At 68.9% G+C, this 15,409-nt stretch carries 17 protein-coding genes; 16 read left to right on the plus strand and 1 reads right to left on the minus strand.

The window, feature by feature from the left end:
- Nucleotides 1–29: 29 nt before the first annotated feature.
- The 10 genes from ACCO44_RS10830 to ACCO44_RS10875 all read left to right on the plus strand — a co-directional run bounded on the left by ACCO44_RS10830 (nt 30) and on the right by ACCO44_RS10875 (nt 10,466).
- Nucleotides 30–887: an ABC transporter ATP-binding protein gene (locus tag ACCO44_RS10830; RefSeq protein WP_372466553.1), complete on the plus strand. Its 858-nt coding sequence runs from the start codon at nt 30–32 to the stop codon at nt 885–887.
- Nucleotides 884–1,924 (plus strand): aliphatic sulfonate ABC transporter substrate-binding protein, encoded by a 1,041-nt coding sequence (locus ACCO44_RS10835; RefSeq protein WP_372466554.1) that lies wholly within the window; start codon nt 884–886, stop codon nt 1,922–1,924. Before ACCO44_RS10830 ends, ACCO44_RS10835 begins: the two co-directional genes overlap by 4 nt.
- Nucleotides 1,921–2,778 carry an ABC transporter permease gene (locus tag ACCO44_RS10840; RefSeq protein ID WP_258134072.1) on the plus strand — a complete coding sequence of 286 codons (858 nt, stop codon included), beginning with the start codon at nt 1,921–1,923 and terminating at the stop codon, nt 2,776–2,778. The genes ACCO44_RS10835 and ACCO44_RS10840 overlap by 4 nt, the downstream gene beginning before the upstream one ends.
- Nucleotides 2,775–4,778: an acetate--CoA ligase gene (gene acs / locus ACCO44_RS10845; RefSeq protein ID WP_372469400.1), complete on the plus strand. Its 2,004-nt coding sequence runs from the start codon at nt 2,775–2,777 to the stop codon at nt 4,776–4,778. The genes ACCO44_RS10840 and acs overlap by 4 nt, the downstream gene beginning before the upstream one ends.
- Nucleotides 4,775–6,079 (plus strand): O-acetylhomoserine aminocarboxypropyltransferase/cysteine synthase family protein, encoded by a 1,305-nt coding sequence (locus ACCO44_RS10850; RefSeq protein ID WP_372466555.1) that lies wholly within the window; start codon nt 4,775–4,777, stop codon nt 6,077–6,079. Before acs ends, ACCO44_RS10850 begins: the two co-directional genes overlap by 4 nt.
- On the plus strand, nt 6,076–6,660 hold the full coding sequence (locus tag ACCO44_RS10855; RefSeq protein WP_372466556.1) for a CoA-binding protein: 585 nt from the start codon (nt 6,076–6,078) through the stop codon (nt 6,658–6,660). The genes ACCO44_RS10850 and ACCO44_RS10855 overlap by 4 nt, the downstream gene beginning before the upstream one ends.
- A 32-nt stretch (nt 6,661–6,692) precedes the next feature.
- Entirely contained in the window at nt 6,693–7,292 is a 600-nt protein-coding gene (coaE, locus tag ACCO44_RS10860; RefSeq protein ID WP_372466557.1) for a dephospho-CoA kinase, read from the plus strand.
- Nucleotides 7,293–7,447: 155 nt separating this feature from the next.
- Nucleotides 7,448–7,990 carry a hypothetical protein gene (locus ACCO44_RS10865; protein WP_372466558.1) on the plus strand — a complete coding sequence of 181 codons (543 nt, stop codon included), beginning with the start codon at nt 7,448–7,450 and terminating at the stop codon, nt 7,988–7,990.
- A gap of 37 nt (nt 7,991–8,027) precedes the next feature.
- Nucleotides 8,028–10,100: an excinuclease ABC subunit UvrB gene (gene uvrB / locus ACCO44_RS10870; protein WP_029261607.1), complete on the plus strand. Its 2,073-nt coding sequence runs from the start codon at nt 8,028–8,030 to the stop codon at nt 10,098–10,100.
- Between the two features lie 15 nt (nt 10,101–10,115).
- A complete protein-coding gene (locus ACCO44_RS10875; RefSeq protein ID WP_029261608.1) occupies nt 10,116–10,466 on the plus strand; it encodes a TfoX/Sxy family protein in 351 nt (116 codons plus the stop codon).
- A gap of 2 nt (nt 10,467–10,468) precedes the next feature.
- Here ACCO44_RS10875 and ACCO44_RS10880 read toward each other — a convergent pair whose 3' ends face one another.
- Complete coding sequence (locus ACCO44_RS10880; RefSeq protein WP_081859978.1) at nt 10,469–10,711, minus strand: hypothetical protein; 243 nt, start codon at nt 10,709–10,711, stop codon at nt 10,469–10,471.
- Nucleotides 10,712–10,756: 45 nt separating this feature from the next.
- Between ACCO44_RS10880 and ACCO44_RS10885 the strand changes: the two genes are divergently transcribed.
- The 6 genes from ACCO44_RS10885 (at nt 10,757) to ACCO44_RS10910 (ending at nt 15,405) form a co-directional block, all read left to right on the plus strand.
- On the plus strand, nt 10,757–11,200 hold the full coding sequence (locus ACCO44_RS10885) for a MarR family winged helix-turn-helix transcriptional regulator (protein WP_372466559.1): 444 nt from the start codon (nt 10,757–10,759) through the stop codon (nt 11,198–11,200).
- 75 nt (nt 11,201–11,275) lie between these two features.
- Nucleotides 11,276–12,022: a DUF4129 domain-containing protein gene (locus tag ACCO44_RS10890; protein WP_029261610.1), complete on the plus strand. Its 747-nt coding sequence runs from the start codon at nt 11,276–11,278 to the stop codon at nt 12,020–12,022.
- A complete protein-coding gene (locus ACCO44_RS10895; RefSeq protein ID WP_258134067.1) occupies nt 12,019–12,534 on the plus strand; it encodes a hypothetical protein in 516 nt (171 codons plus the stop codon). The genes ACCO44_RS10890 and ACCO44_RS10895 overlap by 4 nt, the downstream gene beginning before the upstream one ends.
- Nucleotides 12,531–13,502 (plus strand): MoxR family ATPase, encoded by a 972-nt coding sequence (locus ACCO44_RS10900; RefSeq protein ID WP_029261612.1) that lies wholly within the window; start codon nt 12,531–12,533, stop codon nt 13,500–13,502. Before ACCO44_RS10895 ends, ACCO44_RS10900 begins: the two co-directional genes overlap by 4 nt.
- Nucleotides 13,499–14,812, plus strand: a complete 1,314-nt coding sequence (locus tag ACCO44_RS10905; RefSeq protein WP_372466560.1) for a DUF58 domain-containing protein — start codon at nt 13,499–13,501, stop codon at nt 14,810–14,812. Before ACCO44_RS10900 ends, ACCO44_RS10905 begins: the two co-directional genes overlap by 4 nt.
- Nucleotides 14,809–15,405 (plus strand): hypothetical protein, encoded by a 597-nt coding sequence (locus ACCO44_RS10910; protein WP_105710161.1) that lies wholly within the window; start codon nt 14,809–14,811, stop codon nt 15,403–15,405. The genes ACCO44_RS10905 and ACCO44_RS10910 overlap by 4 nt, the downstream gene beginning before the upstream one ends.
- Nucleotides 15,406–15,409 lie beyond the last annotated feature (4 nt).

A 15,409-nucleotide genomic window follows, 5' to 3' on the forward strand; every position in this document is an offset into this window, starting at 1 on the left:
CAATCGGTCCGCCCCGCCAGCATGGGGTTATGACTGCTCTGCTGCCCGCGTCGCGCACCGCTGACGCTTCGCCGTCGGCAGGAACTGCGCAGGCTGTCCGTCTCGACGGAATCGACCGTTCCTTCGCGCTGCCGCGCGGGAGGCGCGACGTGCTCCGCGGCATCGACCTCCACATCGCGGCCGGGGAGATCCTCGCGGTCGTCGGTCCCTCCGGGTGCGGCAAGTCCACCCTCCTCCGTCTCGTCGGCGGACTGGATGCTCCGACGAGCGGACGCATCCTCCTCGACGACATCGGTGTCGCCGACGTCGACGAGCGGACCGCCATCGCCTTCCAGGAGCCGCGACTGCTCCCATGGCGCACCATCGCCCAGAACATCGAGCTCGGCCTGCCGCGAGGAACCGCCCGCCGTGTCGGCCGTGAGCGAGTGCGCGAGCTGCTGCACCTCGTGGGGCTCGAGCACGCGGGCGACCAGCGCCCGCGCGAGGTCTCCGGCGGTATGGCCCAGCGCGCCTCCCTAGCCCGGGCGCTCGCCCGAAACCCTGGGGTGCTGCTGCTCGATGAGCCGTTCGGGGCGCTCGACGCCCTGACGCGTCTGCGCATGCACGATCTGCTCCTGAAGATCCATGCGGCCGAGCCCACCACGATCCTGCTGGTCACCCACGACGTCGAAGAGGCGCTCTACCTCGCCGACCGCGTGCTGCTCCTGCGGACGCTGGACAGCTCGGGCACGGGCGCCGACGACGACCAATCCATCGCCCGCACGATCTCCGTGCCGGGCGTCCGTCCCCGCGACCGCGCCGACCGCGGCCTCGCCGACCTGCGCGCCGACCTTCTCGAAGGACTCGGCGTCGACACCCACCACCGCATCACCGAGGAGTCCCGATGAGCACCACCACACGCCGAATCATCCCCGCGATCGCGATCGCCGGGACGATGATGCTCGTCGCGACCGGGTGCGTGGCCGGAGAGAACGCCAAGGCATCGGACACCGAGGGCACGCCGGGCACGACCGAGTGGTCGGCGGACACCCTGTCGATCGACTTCGCCACCTACAACCCGCTGAGTCTGGTCGTCAAGGATCAGGGCATCCTCGAGGAGATCCTCGGCGATGACGTCGAGGTCGAGTGGGTGCAGTCCGCCGGCTCGAACAAGGCCAACGAACTGCTGCGCTCCGGCTCCGTCGATGTCGGCTCGACCGCAGGATCGGCCGCACTGCTCGCCCGTGCGAACGGCTCGCCCATCCAGGTCATCGACATCTACTCGCAGCCCGAGTGGTCTGCCATCGTCGTGGGCCCGGACAGCGACATCACCGGCCTCGAAGATCTCAAGGGCGCCTCCATCGCGGCGACCAAGGGCACCGACCCCTACTTCTTCCTGCTGCAGGCGCTCGAGGAGGGCGGCCTGTCGCTCTCCGACGTGGAGGTGCAGAATCTGCAGCATGCTGACGGCCGGGCCGCACTCGACGGCGGCTCCGTGGACGCCTGGGCCGGGCTCGACCCGATCATGGCCGCCGCCGAGGTGGAGTCGGGTGACCAGCTCATCTACCGCAACGTCGACTTCAACACCTACGGCTTCCTGAACGCGACCGAGGACTTCACCACGAACCACCCCGACCTCGCGCAGGCTGTCGTCGACGCGTACGAGCAGGCGCGAGAGTGGGCGCTCGAGAACCCTGAGGAGACTGCCGCGCTGCTCGCCGAGGTCGCCGGCATCGACCCCGAAGTCGCCACCACCGTGATCGAGGAGCGCTCGAACCTCGACGTGAGCGGTGTCCCCGGTGACGACCAGATCGCGGTGCTCGAGAAGATCGCGCCCGTGCTCGTCGAGTCCGGTGACGTGCAGGGCGGCAAGGACTCCGTCGACAAGGCGCTCTCATCGATCGTGAACGACACGTTCGCGAAGAAGGCGGTCGACGGCGAGTGACCATTCCCGACCGACTGATCGTTCCCGAGGAGTCTCGGGACGCGCTCGACTTCGCGAAGGGCACGTCCCAGCCCCGGAGCGGGGCTACGCGGCGCTCGTGGGACCGGCCGGTCGTGCGGATCATCGCCGGTCTCCTGCTGCCCGTGATCATCCTGACGGCCTGGCAGGTGGTGACGACGAGCGGGATGGTGCCGCCGTACCGCCTGCCCACACCGGCGTCGGTGTTCCAGGCCGGTGTGGAGCTGGCCGAGACCGGACAGCTCTGGACGCACATCGCGATCTCGGTGCAGCGCGTGCTGCTCGGTTTCGCGATCGGATCCGTCATCGGGTTGGCCGCGGCCGGCATCGTCGGGCTCTCCCGGCTGGGAGAGGTGCTTCTCAGTCCGACACTCACCGCAGTCCGCGCCGTGCCGTCGCTGGCCTGGGTGCCGCTCCTCATCCTCTGGATGCAGATCGGCGAGGAGTCGAAGGTCACTCTGATCGCGATCGGTGCGTTCTTCCCGGTGTATACGACGGTCTCGTCGGCGCTCCGACACGTCGATCCGCAGCTCGTCGAAGCCGGGCGTTCGTTCAGCCTGCGCGGCTGGTCGCTGTTCCGCATCGTGCAGCTGCCGGCGGTGGTGCCGTCCGTCGTGTCCGGGCTGCGTCTGGCACTCGCGCAAGCGTGGCTGTTCCTCGTCGCCGCAGAGCTCATCGCAGCGTCCATGGGCCTGGGCTTCCTGCTGACCGAGTCGCAGAGCAGTGGGCGCGTGGACCGCATCCTGCTCTCGATCGTGCTGCTCGCACTTCTGGGCACGCTCACCAACGGGATCCTCGTGCTGGTCGAGAAATACCTGCTCCGTCGGTGGGTGTGACGGTGACCGAGGCTCGGCTGCAGGAGTCGCGGGTGTACGTGCCGGACGCTGGCTTCAGTGACGCGAACGTCACCGCGGACGCGTATGCGCGCGCCGCCGCGGATCCGATCGCGTTCTGGGAAGAGGCCGCGCGCCGCCTGGACTGGTCCGAGCCGTGGCACACCGCCCACGAATGGGATCCGCCGGTCGGCGATGCCGTTCCGGCGGCGCGCTGGTTCGTCGGCGGCAGACTCAACGTCGCGGTCAACTGCGTGGACCGTCACGTGGAAGCCGGACGCGGCGACAAGGTGGCGCTGCACTTCGAGGGGGAGCCGGGCGACCGCCTCTCGGTCACATACGCCGATCTGCAGCGCCGCGTGTCGCAGGCCGCCAACGCGCTCACAGCTCTCGGCATCCGTCCCGGGGACCGCGTCGTGATCTACCTCCCCGTGCTCGTCGAGACGATCGTGATCACTCTCGCCTGTGCGCGGATCGGCGCCGTGCATTCGCTCGTCTTCGGTGGCTTCTCGGCCGAAGCCGTGCGGTTCCGTCTCGCCGACACCGGCGCGAAGCTGCTCGTCACGAGTGACGGTCAGTATCGCCGCGGCACCGCCACCGAGGTGAAGTCGACGGCCGATGTCGCCGCGACGGATCTTCCCGATCTCGAGCACGTCCTCGTCCTGCGCCGCACCGGTCAGGACGTCCCGTGGACGGACGGTCGCGACGTGTGGTGGCATGACGTCGTCGACACGGCGTCGCCGGAGCACGAAGCGGAATCCTTCGACGCCGAGCATCCGCTCTTCATCATCTACACGTCCGGCACGACGGGGAAGCCGAAGGGGCTGGTGCACACGTCCGGCGGGTACCTGACGCACGCGAGCTGGGCGCACTGGGCCCATTTCGACGCGAAGCCCGACGACGTGCACTGGTGTACCGCAGACCTCGCGTGGGTCACGGCGCACACCTACGAGATCTACGGTCCGCTGTCGAATGGACTCACGCAGGTCGTCTACGAGGGGACTCCCGACGCACCGCACCGGGAACGCCACTTCGAGATCATCGAGCGCTACGGGGTGACCGTCTACTACACGGCGCCCACTCTGATCCGCACGTTCATGACCTGGTTCGGTGCGGAGCTGCCACAGGGCCACGACCTCTCCACCCTGCGACTGCTCGGCACCGTCGGGGAGGCGATCAACCCGGAAGCCTGGGTGTGGTTCCGACGCAACTTCGGCCGCGACGAACTGCCCGTCATCGACACGTGGTGGCAATCCGAGACCGGCGCGGCGATGATCGCCCCGCTCCCGGGAGTAACCGCCCTCAAGCCGGGGTCTGCCTCGGTCCCGCTCCCGGGTATCGACGCGGCGGTGGTGGACGAGCGGGGCGACGAGGTCGCGCCCGGCCGCTCGGGAACCCTCGTCGTCCGCAGGCCCTGGCCGGGAATGGCCAGGACCGTGTGGGGCGACCCCACCCGCTATCGCGACGCCTACTGGTCGACGTTCGCAGGTAGGGGTGACCACGGCGGGTTCTACGTGGCAGGTGACGGAGCGACCAGGGACGCCGACGGATACATCTGGATCCTCGGCCGACTCGACGACGTCGTGAACGTCTCGGGACACCGACTCTCCACGATCGAGATCGAATCGGCTCTGGTCGCACACGACACCGTGGGGGAGGCCGGGTCCGCCGGCGTGTCCGATCCGGTCACCGGACAGGCCGTCGTCGCCTTCGTCACCCCGTCCGGCCGGGCAGAGATCACCCCATCCGACCTGCGCACCCAGGTCGCGCGATCCATCGGCCCCGTCGCCAAGCCGAAGCACATCGTGATCGTGCCCGACCTGCCGAAGACCCGCTCGGGCAAGATCATGCGCAGACTCCTGGCACAGTTGTGGGAGGCCGAACAGGATCGCAGAGCCGGCCGCGACCCCGGCCCCCTCGGGGATACCACATCGCTGCAGAACCCCTGGGCCGTCGATGACATCGCCGACGTGCTCGCCGCCGCCGAACTGAGGACAGCATGACGGAAGAACACCGCTTCGGATTTCGCACCAGAGCCCTGCACGCCGGTGGCACGCCCGACGCGGCGACCGGCGCCCGAGCGGTGCCGATCTACCAGACGACCTCGTTCGTCTTCGAGGATGCGGCGGATGCGGGGAATCTGTTCGCCCTGCAGAAGTACGGAAACATCTACTCGCGGATCGGCAATCCCACGGTCGCCGCACTGGAGGAGCGCCTGGCATCGCTCGAAGGCGGCATCGGCGCCGTCGCGACCGCATCGGGCATGAGCGCCGAGTTCATCACGTTCGCGGCCCTCGTCGGGGCCGGCGACCACGTCGTCGCTGCGGCTCAGCTCTACGGCGGGACCGTGACGCAACTCGACGTGACGCTGCGACGGTTCGGCGTGGAGACGACGTTCGTCACGTCCTCCGACCCTGCCGACTATGCGGCGGCCATCCGTCCGGAGACCAAGGTCGTCTACGTCGAGATGATCGGCAACCCGTCCGGGGAGATCGCCGACATCGAAGGACTGGCCGCCGTCGCCCACGAGGCCGGGGTTCCCCTCGTGGTGGACGCGACTCTCGCCACGCCCTACCTGGCACGGCCGCTCGAGCACGGCGCCGACATCGTGATCCACTCCGTGACGAAGTTCCTGGGCGGACACGGCACCACCCTCGGCGGCGTCGTCATCGAGAAGGGGACGTTCGACTGGGGCAACGGAAAGTTCCCGCAGATGACCGAGCCCGTCGATTCCTACGGCGGCATCAAATGGTGGGACAACTTCGGGGAGTACGGTTTCCTCACCAAACTCCGCTCGGAGCAGTTGCGTGACATCGGCCCGGCACTCAGTCCGCAGTCGGCGTTCAACCTGCTCCAGGGGATCGAGACACTGCCGCAGCGCATCGACGCGCACCTCGCGAACGCGCGCATCGTCGCGGACTGGCTCGCCTCCGATCCCCGGGTCGCATACGTGACGTGGGCCGGCCTCGAAGGGCATCCGCACCATGATCGGGTGGCCAAGTACCTGCCGCTCGGCCCCGGTTCGGTGTTCGCGTTCGGCGTCGCGGCGGAGGACGGCCGGAAGGCGGGGGAGACGGTGATCGAGAACCTGCAGCTCGCCTCCCATCTCGCCAACATCGGCGACGCTCGCACCCTCGTCATCCACCCGGCCTCGACGACGCACCGCCAGCTCACCGAGGCGCAGCTCGTCGCCGCGGGCGTGCGCCCCGACCTGATCCGCATCTCGGTGGGACTCGAAGACGCCGAAGACATCATCTGGGACCTCGACCAGGCCCTCACGACCGCGACGGGAGCGAACCGATGAGCGAGACGCAGACGACCGCCGCGGATTCCTGCGCCGTTCCGGCGGAGTCGGACGGGGTGGCCTGTGCGCTGCCCGGCGCACCGGCAGCTCACCCTGAGCGGACCTGGCCGGGGCCGAGTCAGCAAGAGCGCTTCGGTCTGCTCCGGCGGGCCAAGTCCATCGCGATCGTGGGGGCGTCGAACAATCCGGCACGCGCGTCGTACTTCGTGACGACATACCTGCTCTCCAGCACGTCGTACGACGTCTACCTCGTCAACCCGCGCGAGACCGAGATCCTCGGGCAGCCGGTCTACGCGTCGCTGAGCGGCCTTCCCGTCGTCCCCGACATCGTGGATGTGTTCCGCCGGCACGACGACCTTCCGGGTGTCGCACAGGAGGCGATCGACGCGGGCGCGCAGACACTGTGGCTGCAGCTCGGCTCATGGAATGAAGACGCTGCGGCGGTCGCCGAGGCGGCAGGGCTCTCGGTCGTGATGGATCGCTGCATCAAGATCGAGCACGCGCGATTCCACGGCGGTCTGCACCTCGCCGGGTTCGACACCGGCGTGATCAGCTCGCGGCGCCAGCTGCTCGCCCGCTGAGCATCGATCGGATCGAAACATAGACTGGCGACATGCCACTCATCGCGCTCACCGGCGGCATCGCCTCGGGGAAATCGACCATTGCCCGGCGACTGGCGGAGCACGGTGCGGTGATCGTCGACGCCGACCAGATCGTCCGCGACGTGCAGGCGCCGGGCTCGCCGGCGCTGGAGCGAATAGCGGAGACGTTCGGAGCATCGATGATCGACGGCGAGGGCGCGCTCGACCGCGCAGCCCTGGGTGCGAAGGTCTTCGGAGACCCCGAGCTGCTCGCTCAGCTGAACGCGATCGTGCACCCCGCCGTTCGGGAGGAGTCGCAGCGCCGATTCGATGCGGCGTTCACTACTGATGCGGATGCCGTGGTCGTCTACGACGTCCCCCTGCTGGTGGAGGCCAGAGTCGACGATCCGTGGGACCTGATCGTGGTCGCGCACGCCCCCGCGGCGGTGCGGCTCCAGCGGCTGACCGAGCTGCGGGGCATGGAAGAGAAAGCGGCGCAGGAGAGGGTCGACGCTCAGGTCTCCGACGAGAGGCGGCTCGCCATCGCGGATGTCGTGATCGACACGGCAGGAACCCTGGAGCGCACGCACGAGCAGACCGACGCGCTCTGGGAGCGCATCCGACACCGGTGACCTTACCCGGGCACGCCCCGGGATCGCGGGCGTGTCAGCGGCATCGCGCGAACTCGGGGCACTCGGGCCCGCTGGTATTCTGGTTGTGGGCGTGGGGACGCACCAGGGGATGGTCTGCTGGGGGATAGCTTTTCCGCGCTCTGGGGAGTGGAGAAGTGACTCAGGACAACCGTGGAATCTCACGTCGGACCGTCATGAAGGGCGCAGCCTGGTCGGTGCCAGTGATCGCCGCAGCAGTGGCATTGCCGATGGCCGCCGCGAGCGGGGCCAACACCAGCAACGACCTGGCGAACTACTACTGGGACGCCGAGGCGCAGGGTGGCTACACGGCCCTCGTGCCGGCAGCCGGAGGGCTCAGAGCCACTTTCAGCACGCAGATCAGTTATCGATCCCAGCCGGACTGGGTGAACCCGCCGACCGGTGCATCGCTGGTGGTCGTCGTCGAGTTCAGCTCGCCCGTAACACTCGACCCCGGATCGTCTCTCGGGTCCTGGGCTCCGGATCCCGCGAGCGGTTCGTCCGCACGGACGTTCACCTTCACCAAGACGCCGGCGAGCTTCGGCGACGCGCTGACGTTCAACGTGGTCGGCTCCGCAGGCGGGACGCTCACGTCGACGGCCACGATGCGCCTCATCGGCGGCGGCACGACCACGTGGTCCTCAGAGCCGTCTGCGAAGACGGCGACCATCGTCGCCTGACGGCCTCGATGTCGGAGGGGCGGCATACGCTGGAGGTATGCAACCCACGCGCAGTGTCCGCCCCTTCGAGGTCATCAGCGAGTACGCGCCCGCCGGCGACCAGCCGGCGGCGATCGCCGATCTGGCGGCGCGGATCAATGCGGGCGAGACCGACGTCGTGCTGCTCGGAGCGACGGGTACGGGAAAGTCGGCGACCACGGCCTGGCTCGTCGAGCAGGTGCAGCGGCCCACGCTCGTGCTCGCGCACAACAAGACGCTCGCGGCCCAATTGGCCAACGAATTCCGCGAGCTCATGCCGAACAACGCCGTCGAGTACTTCGTCTCGTACTACGACTACTACCAGCCAGAGGCCTACGTTCCACAGACAGACACCTTCATCGAGAAGGACTCGTCGATCAACTCCGAGGTCGAGCGGCTGCGGCATTCGACGACGAACTCGCTGCTGAGCCGTCGCGACGTGATCGTGGTCTCGACCGTCTCCTGCATCTACGGACTCGGCGCTCCCGAAGAGTATCTGCGCGCCATGGTGGCCCTGCAGGTGGGGGAGCGATACGACCGCGACGCGCTGATCCGCCAGTTCATCGCGATGCAGTACAACCGCAACGACGTCGACTTCTCACGGGGCAATTTCCGGGTACGCGGCGACACGATCGAGATCATCCCCGTCTACGAAGAGCACGCCATCCGTATCGAGCTGTTCGGCGACGAGATCGAGGCCCTGTACTCGCTCCACCCGCTCACGGGCGAGGTGATCGAGAAACTCGACGCCGTCCCGATCTTCCCTGCGTCTCACTACGTTGCCGGCACCGATGTGATCCAGCGTTCCATCGGCACCATCGAGCACGAGCTGGAAGAGCGCCTGGCCGAGTTCGAGCGGCAGGGCAAGCTCCTCGAGGCGCAGCGTCTGCGCATGCGCACCACGTTCGATCTCGAGATGCTGCAGCAGTTGGGCTTCTGCTCGGGGATCGAGAACTACTCGCGTCACATGGACGGGCGCATGCCGGGGGAGCCGCCGCACACGCTGCTCGACTTCTTCCCCGACGACTTCCTGCTGGTCATCGACGAGTCGCACGTCACCGTGCCCCAGATCGGCGCGATGTACGAGGGAGACGCGTCCCGCAAGCGCACCCTCGTCGATCACGGTTTCCGGCTGCCGAGCGCGATGGACAACCGTCCGCTGCGATGGGACGAGTTCAAGAACCGGATCGGACAGACCGTCTATCTGTCGGCCACGCCCGGCAAATACGAGATGGGGATCGCCGACGGCATCGTCGAGCAGATCATCCGTCCCACCGGTCTGGTCGACCCGCACATCGTCGTCAAGCCGTCGAAGGGGCAGATCGACGACCTGCTGGAGGAGATCCGCGTCCGCGTCGAGCGGGACGAGCGGGTTCTCGTCACGACCCTCACGAAGAAGATGGCCGAAGAGCTGACCGACTTCCTCGGGGAGCACGGTGTGCGCGTGCGCTACCTGCACTCCGATGTCGACACGCTGCGTCGTGTCGAACTCCTCAGTGAGCTGCGTGCCGGCGTGTACGACGTGCTGGTCGGCATCAACCTGCTGCGTGAAGGTCTCGATCTTCCGGAGGTCTCGCTCGTGGCGATCCTGGATGCCGACAAGGAGGGCTTCCTGCGGTCGGGGACCTCACTCATCCAGACCATCGGTCGCGCCGCCCGAAACGTCTCGGGCGAAGTGCACATGTACGCCGACAAGATGACCGACTCGATGGCGAAGGCGATCGAGGAGACGGATCGTCGCCGCGAGAAGCAGGTCGCGTACAACAAGGAGCACGGCATCGACCCGCAGCCCCTCCGCAAACGCATCGCGGACATCACCGAGGTGCTCGCCCGCGAAGGCGCAGACACGGCGGAGATGATGTCGGGCCGTGGTCGCGCATCGGGCAAGGGCAAGTCGCCGACGCCCAACCTGCGTCGCACGGGCATCGCGGCCGAGGGAGCGCAACAGCTCGAAGCCACGATCCAGGATCTATCCGACCAGATGCTTGCGGCAGCCGCGGAGTTGAAATTCGAGCTCGCCGGACGCCTGCGCGACGAGGTGCAAGACCTCAAGAAGGAGCTGCGGGCGATGGAACGCGCGGGGCACGCGTAAGGCGCGACTCGGACCATGGATGCTGCGGGGAACGAGCTGGCCGATCGGATCCGGGCGCTGCTGAGCGCCGACGTCGGAATCGAGGAGCGGCGGATGTTCGGAACCCGGGCTTTCCTCGACGACGGGCGCATCCTTCTCGGAGCGCGGCCGGGCGGCGTGCTTCTGGTGCGTGTCGACGACGAGAACGGAGCGGCGCTCGTGACGCGCACGGGTGTCGCCCGGGCGGTGATGGGCTCGCGCACGATGGGATCCGGATGGCTCGACGTCTCGCCCGAGGTCATCGAGGACGACGGCGGTCTGATGTTCTGGCTCGACGTCGCGCGCGAGTCCTCCGGCTCGGCGACCGATGGATCCAACCAGGACTGACCCTACGGGCAGTGCATCAGAGGCTTGGGACCCGAGCGGTCGATCTCGTGCTGCGTCATCGGGGCGCCGCACAGCGGGCACGCGCGTTCGGCGCGTTCTGCGGCGCTCGGTGGGGGAGTCTTCTCATACGGGCCGACGGAGGCAGGACCGGCGAGCCGGATGAGATTGGTGTTCACCCAGGAATAGAGGCCACCTGCTTCGCGAATGCGGGTGCGAAGGGGTGGGCGGTCCGGGTCCTGTGCCATGTTGCTTAGTGTACTAATGATTAGTGCAGATGTATAGTCGAGGTTGTGACGGCTACAGACGACCTGCTCAAGCTGGAGAACCAGCTGTGCTTCGCCCTGGTGACCGCGGCGCGCAACGTCATCGCCCTCTACCGCCCGATCCTCGAGCCTCTGGGTCTCACGCACCCGCAGTACCTCGTGATGCTCGCCCTGTGGGAGCGGGCGCCGCGGACGCTGAACGATCTCGCTCTGGATCTCGCTCTGGAACCCGCGACGGCATCGCCCCTGGTCAAGCGGCTCGAAGCAGAAGGCCTCGTGGCCCGACAGCGAAGCAGTGAGGACGAGCGGCGTCTGGAGATCACCCTGACCGCGGCGGGCGCGGCGCTGCGCGAACGGGCTGTAGACGTTCCGCACCAGGTCATGGCGGCGGTCGGCATGGGTATCGATGAGGTCGCCGCACTCCGCGACGGCCTCGGTCCGTTCGCCGGGCGGCGTCCCGATCTCGGCTGAGTCCGACCGACTCCGCCGAGCGCGGCTCGCGTCCCGACGACGGATTCCTCGGGAGTCGCGTCCTAGGGTGGAGTCATGTCGCGCCACGAAGCCCCGGTTTCCGGGGACCGGCGCGTCGGCGGCTCGCGCGTGCTCCGGGTTCTGCTGCCTCTCGTCGCAGTCGCGGGTTTCTTCGCCGTCGTCATGTTCGTAGCAGCGCAGCAGGGCCTTCCGCAGTTCCGCCCGCTGCCGGGCGGTGGAACGGAACTCGTCGACGTCGGGACCTCCGAGCCGGCGCCCGCCGAGATGACGCCCGGGCCGATGGAACAGACCGAGGAATCGCCACTGTTCAAGGTGATCCTGGCGGTCCTCGTCGCGATCGCGGTGCTGACGCTGCTGTTCTTCGGCGCGCGCATGCTGGTCCGCTACCTGCGCGGACTCTGGCGAGATCGACCGCTCGAGAGGCGCGAGGCGGCCGCCGTCGACGCGATGAGCGTGGTCATCGCCGGGACGGATGCCGAGCCCGACGCCGCGATCATCCGAAGAGGGATCGACGAAGCGCTGCGGACGATCGATGTCGACCCGGCGCCGGGTGACAGCATCGTCGCCGCGTGGGTCGGTCTGGAGGAATCGGCGACGGATGCCGGTGCCGGTCGGGCCCCGCACGAGACGCCGTCCGAGTTCACGGTCCGGATCATCGGACGCCGCGCGGGAATCGCGGCTGACGTCGTCGCGCTGCTCGGACTGTACGAACAGGTCCGTTTCGGCGGTCTCGTCGCGGAGGAACGCGACCGCGCCACGGCAGCAGCGTGTCTACGTGGCATCCAGGCGGGGTGGCGATGAAGGGACGGCTGATTCTCCTGGGAGTCGGGGCGGCTGTCGCGGCCGTGGTCCTCGTGCTGCTCGGCGCACTCGGCGTGCCGACGCTGTTCGCCGCGTCCTGGCTGCTGATCGTGCTGACGATCGCGCTCGTGAGCCGTCAGGTCTTCTTCGACGAAGCCTCCCTCTGGCCCCCGGAGCGACGCCGACGTGCGGAGCGCGGCTCCGAGGTGTCTCGGCTCGCCTGGTCGATCAACTCGCGCACCGGTGTCGCCGGGCACGTGGTCGTCCGTCGGGTGCAGAACGTGCTGCGGCGACGACTGGCCCACCGGGGGCTCGACCTCGACGACCCCGCTCAACACGCGGCGATCGACGCGCTCCTCGGGCCGGGAGTACGTGACTCTCTGCACAATCGCGAGGTTCAGGCTGCCGATCTCGAGCGGGTCCTCGACGCGGTCGAGCGCATCACCACCGAGGTCCCCGCGAACTCAGACCCCCAGACCGCCGCGAAAGTCGGCACAGAGGAGAACCGATGAACACGGAAGACGTCACACAGATCGCCGCCCTCGGGCGTCGAGTGCGGGAGAGCGTCGGCGCAGTCGTCGTCGGCATGGACGAGCCGGTCACGATCGCCCTGGCCGCGATCTTCGCCGGTGGTCACGTGCTGTTCGAAGACGTCCCGGGACTCGGCAAGACACTCGCAGCGCGGAGCCTGGCCTCTGCGCTGGGCCTGGACTTCCGGCGATTGCAGTGCACTCCCGACATGCTCCCCGGTGACGTCACAGGGTCGTACGTGTACGCGCCGGCGACGGGCGAGTTCCCGTTCCGGCCGGGGCCCATCTTCACCGGACTGCTGCTGGCGGACGAGATCAACCGCACCACCCCCAAGACGCAGTCGGCGATGCTCGAGGCGATGGCCGAGCGTCAGGTCACCGTCGAGGGCAACAGCTTCCCACTGCCCCGGCCGTTCCACGTCATCGCCACATCGAATCCGATCGAGTACGAGGGGACCTACGCGCTTCCCGAGGCCCAGCTCGACCGCTTCATGGTGCGACTCTCGGTCGGATATCCGGACGCGGACGACGAGACCCGCATCATCCTGGACCGGGTGCGACGACAGTCGCCCGACGTGTCCGTCGAACCGGTCGTCGACGGCGACGGCTTGCTGGCGATCCAGCGAGCGGTGGAACGGATCCACGTCGACGCGGATGTCGCCCGCTACTGCGTCGAGCTGGTCCGCGCCACACGCGAGGCGGTGAACGTCTCGGTGGGCGCCTCTCCACGCGGCTCGCAGTCCCTGGTGCTGCTCGGACGCGCTCTCGCGGCACTGGACGGACGTGCGTATGTGCGACCGGACGACATCAAGCGCATCGCGGAGCCCGTGCTCGCGCACCGCCTCACCCTCACCCCGCAGGCCTGGGCGCAGGGCGTGGATCCCCGAGCGGTCGTCGCGGCGGTCGTCGCGAAGACGTCGGTGCCGCCGACCGTCTCCGCGGTGCGATGACCGATCCGATCCGCGTCTCCGAGCGCACGACTCTCCGCTGGCGGCGGACCCCCGTCGTCGCGATCGGTGTGGCCGGGGCGGCGCTGCTCGTCGCGGCGGGGCTCGCCTTCTCGCGGCCGGACATCATCGGCATCGGCCTGCCTCTCGCGCTGACGACGGCCTGGATGCTGGTGCGCCGGCCTGCGACGGCCGATCTGCGGGTCGAACTGCGCGCGCAGGCCGGCGTGGGCGGTGAGCAGGCGGAGGCATGGGGCGACCTCGACATCCACGTCGATGCGGATTGGGTGCAGCTCGCCGTCGCGCAGGACAAGGGCCCGCAGCGACTCGCAGATGTCGGCGTCGGTCGATCCGTGGTCACCACGAGGACACGCCTTCAGCATTCCGGCCCCTTGGATCTGTTGAGCGTGACGGCGCGGTGCGTGGCGCAGGACGGCGCCTGGATCACGGAGGAGGCTCCGGCCGCCGGTATCCGGTGGAACACGCCGCCGCGCGTACTCCGGCTCGCGGGACTCCCCGTGGCACCGCGACTCACCGGGCTTCATGGCGCTCATGAGGGCGGACGCCCGGGGCAGGGTGGCGACTTCCGCGACATCCATCCGTTCGCGCCGGGTGACGAGCTGCGCCGCGTCGACTGGCGGGCCACTGCCCGGGCTGCCCAGCGGCCCGGCGAGCTCCTCGTGCGACGGAACAACACCCTGAGCGATTCGTCGGTCGTCATCGCGGTGGACACGGCAGAGGATCTCGGTGTCGTGGTCGCGGGCTGGGGCGCCGCCGACCCCGACCGGTCCGGCGTGACCTCGCTGGACCTCGCCCGAGAAGCGGCTTTGTCGATCGCGACCACGGCCGTCGGCGCGGGCGACAGGATCGCCTACCACGCGCTGTCGAGCGGCGGGCGGAGCATCCCTTCGGGCGGAGGAGCACGACACCTCGCCCGGGTGCGCGATGTCATCGCCGCGACCGGTCCGAGTACCGACGGCTCGCCCTATCGCCGATCACCCGTCGTTCCCTCCGGCTCCATCGTGTTCGTGCTCTCGACCTTCTTCGACGGGGTGGCTGCCCAGCTGGCGACCCGATGGCGAGCGTCCGGCCACGCCGTCGTCGCGGTGGACGTCCTTCCGACATCGGACGCGTCACGTCTCACTCGGGAGCAGCACATCGCGTTGCGCACCGTCCTCGCGGAGCGCACCGACATCCTGACCGAGCTGCGCCATGCGGGCATCGAGGTGGTGTCGTGGGCGGCGCCCGACGTCGATGCCGCCATGCGTTTGGCGGACCTGCGCCAGCAGCGGATGAGGGCGGTGCGACGATGAGTCGCGCGATCCGGCAGATTCGGGTGCCGGGTGCCGTACCCGGGGTCACGGTCCGGCTGCTGCTCGTCGGCGTGGTCGCGGTCGGGGCGGTGACGCTGGTCCCGTTCCCGCTCTGGCAGGCGATCGCCGTGGTCGCGGTCGTCGTCGCCGTCGTCATCCCGCGCACACTCGCGGCGTGGGCGGCTGCGGCATGCCTCCCGTTCGGGGTGATCCTCACGGAGCCGTCCCCGGGGCGGACGGCTCTTGCGCTCCTACTCGTGCACGCGATCCACGTCCTCGCCGCGCTGAGCCTGGTCGTGCCGCTGAGGTCGCGCCTCGCGGTGCGGGTGCTCCGGCCGACCTTCCTGCGTTTCGGCATCGTGCAGCTCCTGTCGCAGCCGCTGGTGTTCGCGATGTGGCTGCTCGCTCCGAGCGGTGTCGACCGTGGAACGGAGTGGCTCGCGCCGGTCGCGGCCGCGGCCCTGGTCATGGGCGTGCTCCTCGCTCTGCGGGCGGCGAAGCGGTCGGACGGCGATCCGGCGCACGCGGCCTCGGGCGGGGGAGAGGCCGGAGTGGATGCCGGAGTCGGAGCCGATGTCCGTGGTCCCTCGTAGACTT

The organism is Microbacterium maritypicum (genome assembly GCF_041529975.1).
GTDB lineage: Bacteria > Actinomycetota > Actinomycetes > Actinomycetales > Microbacteriaceae > Microbacterium.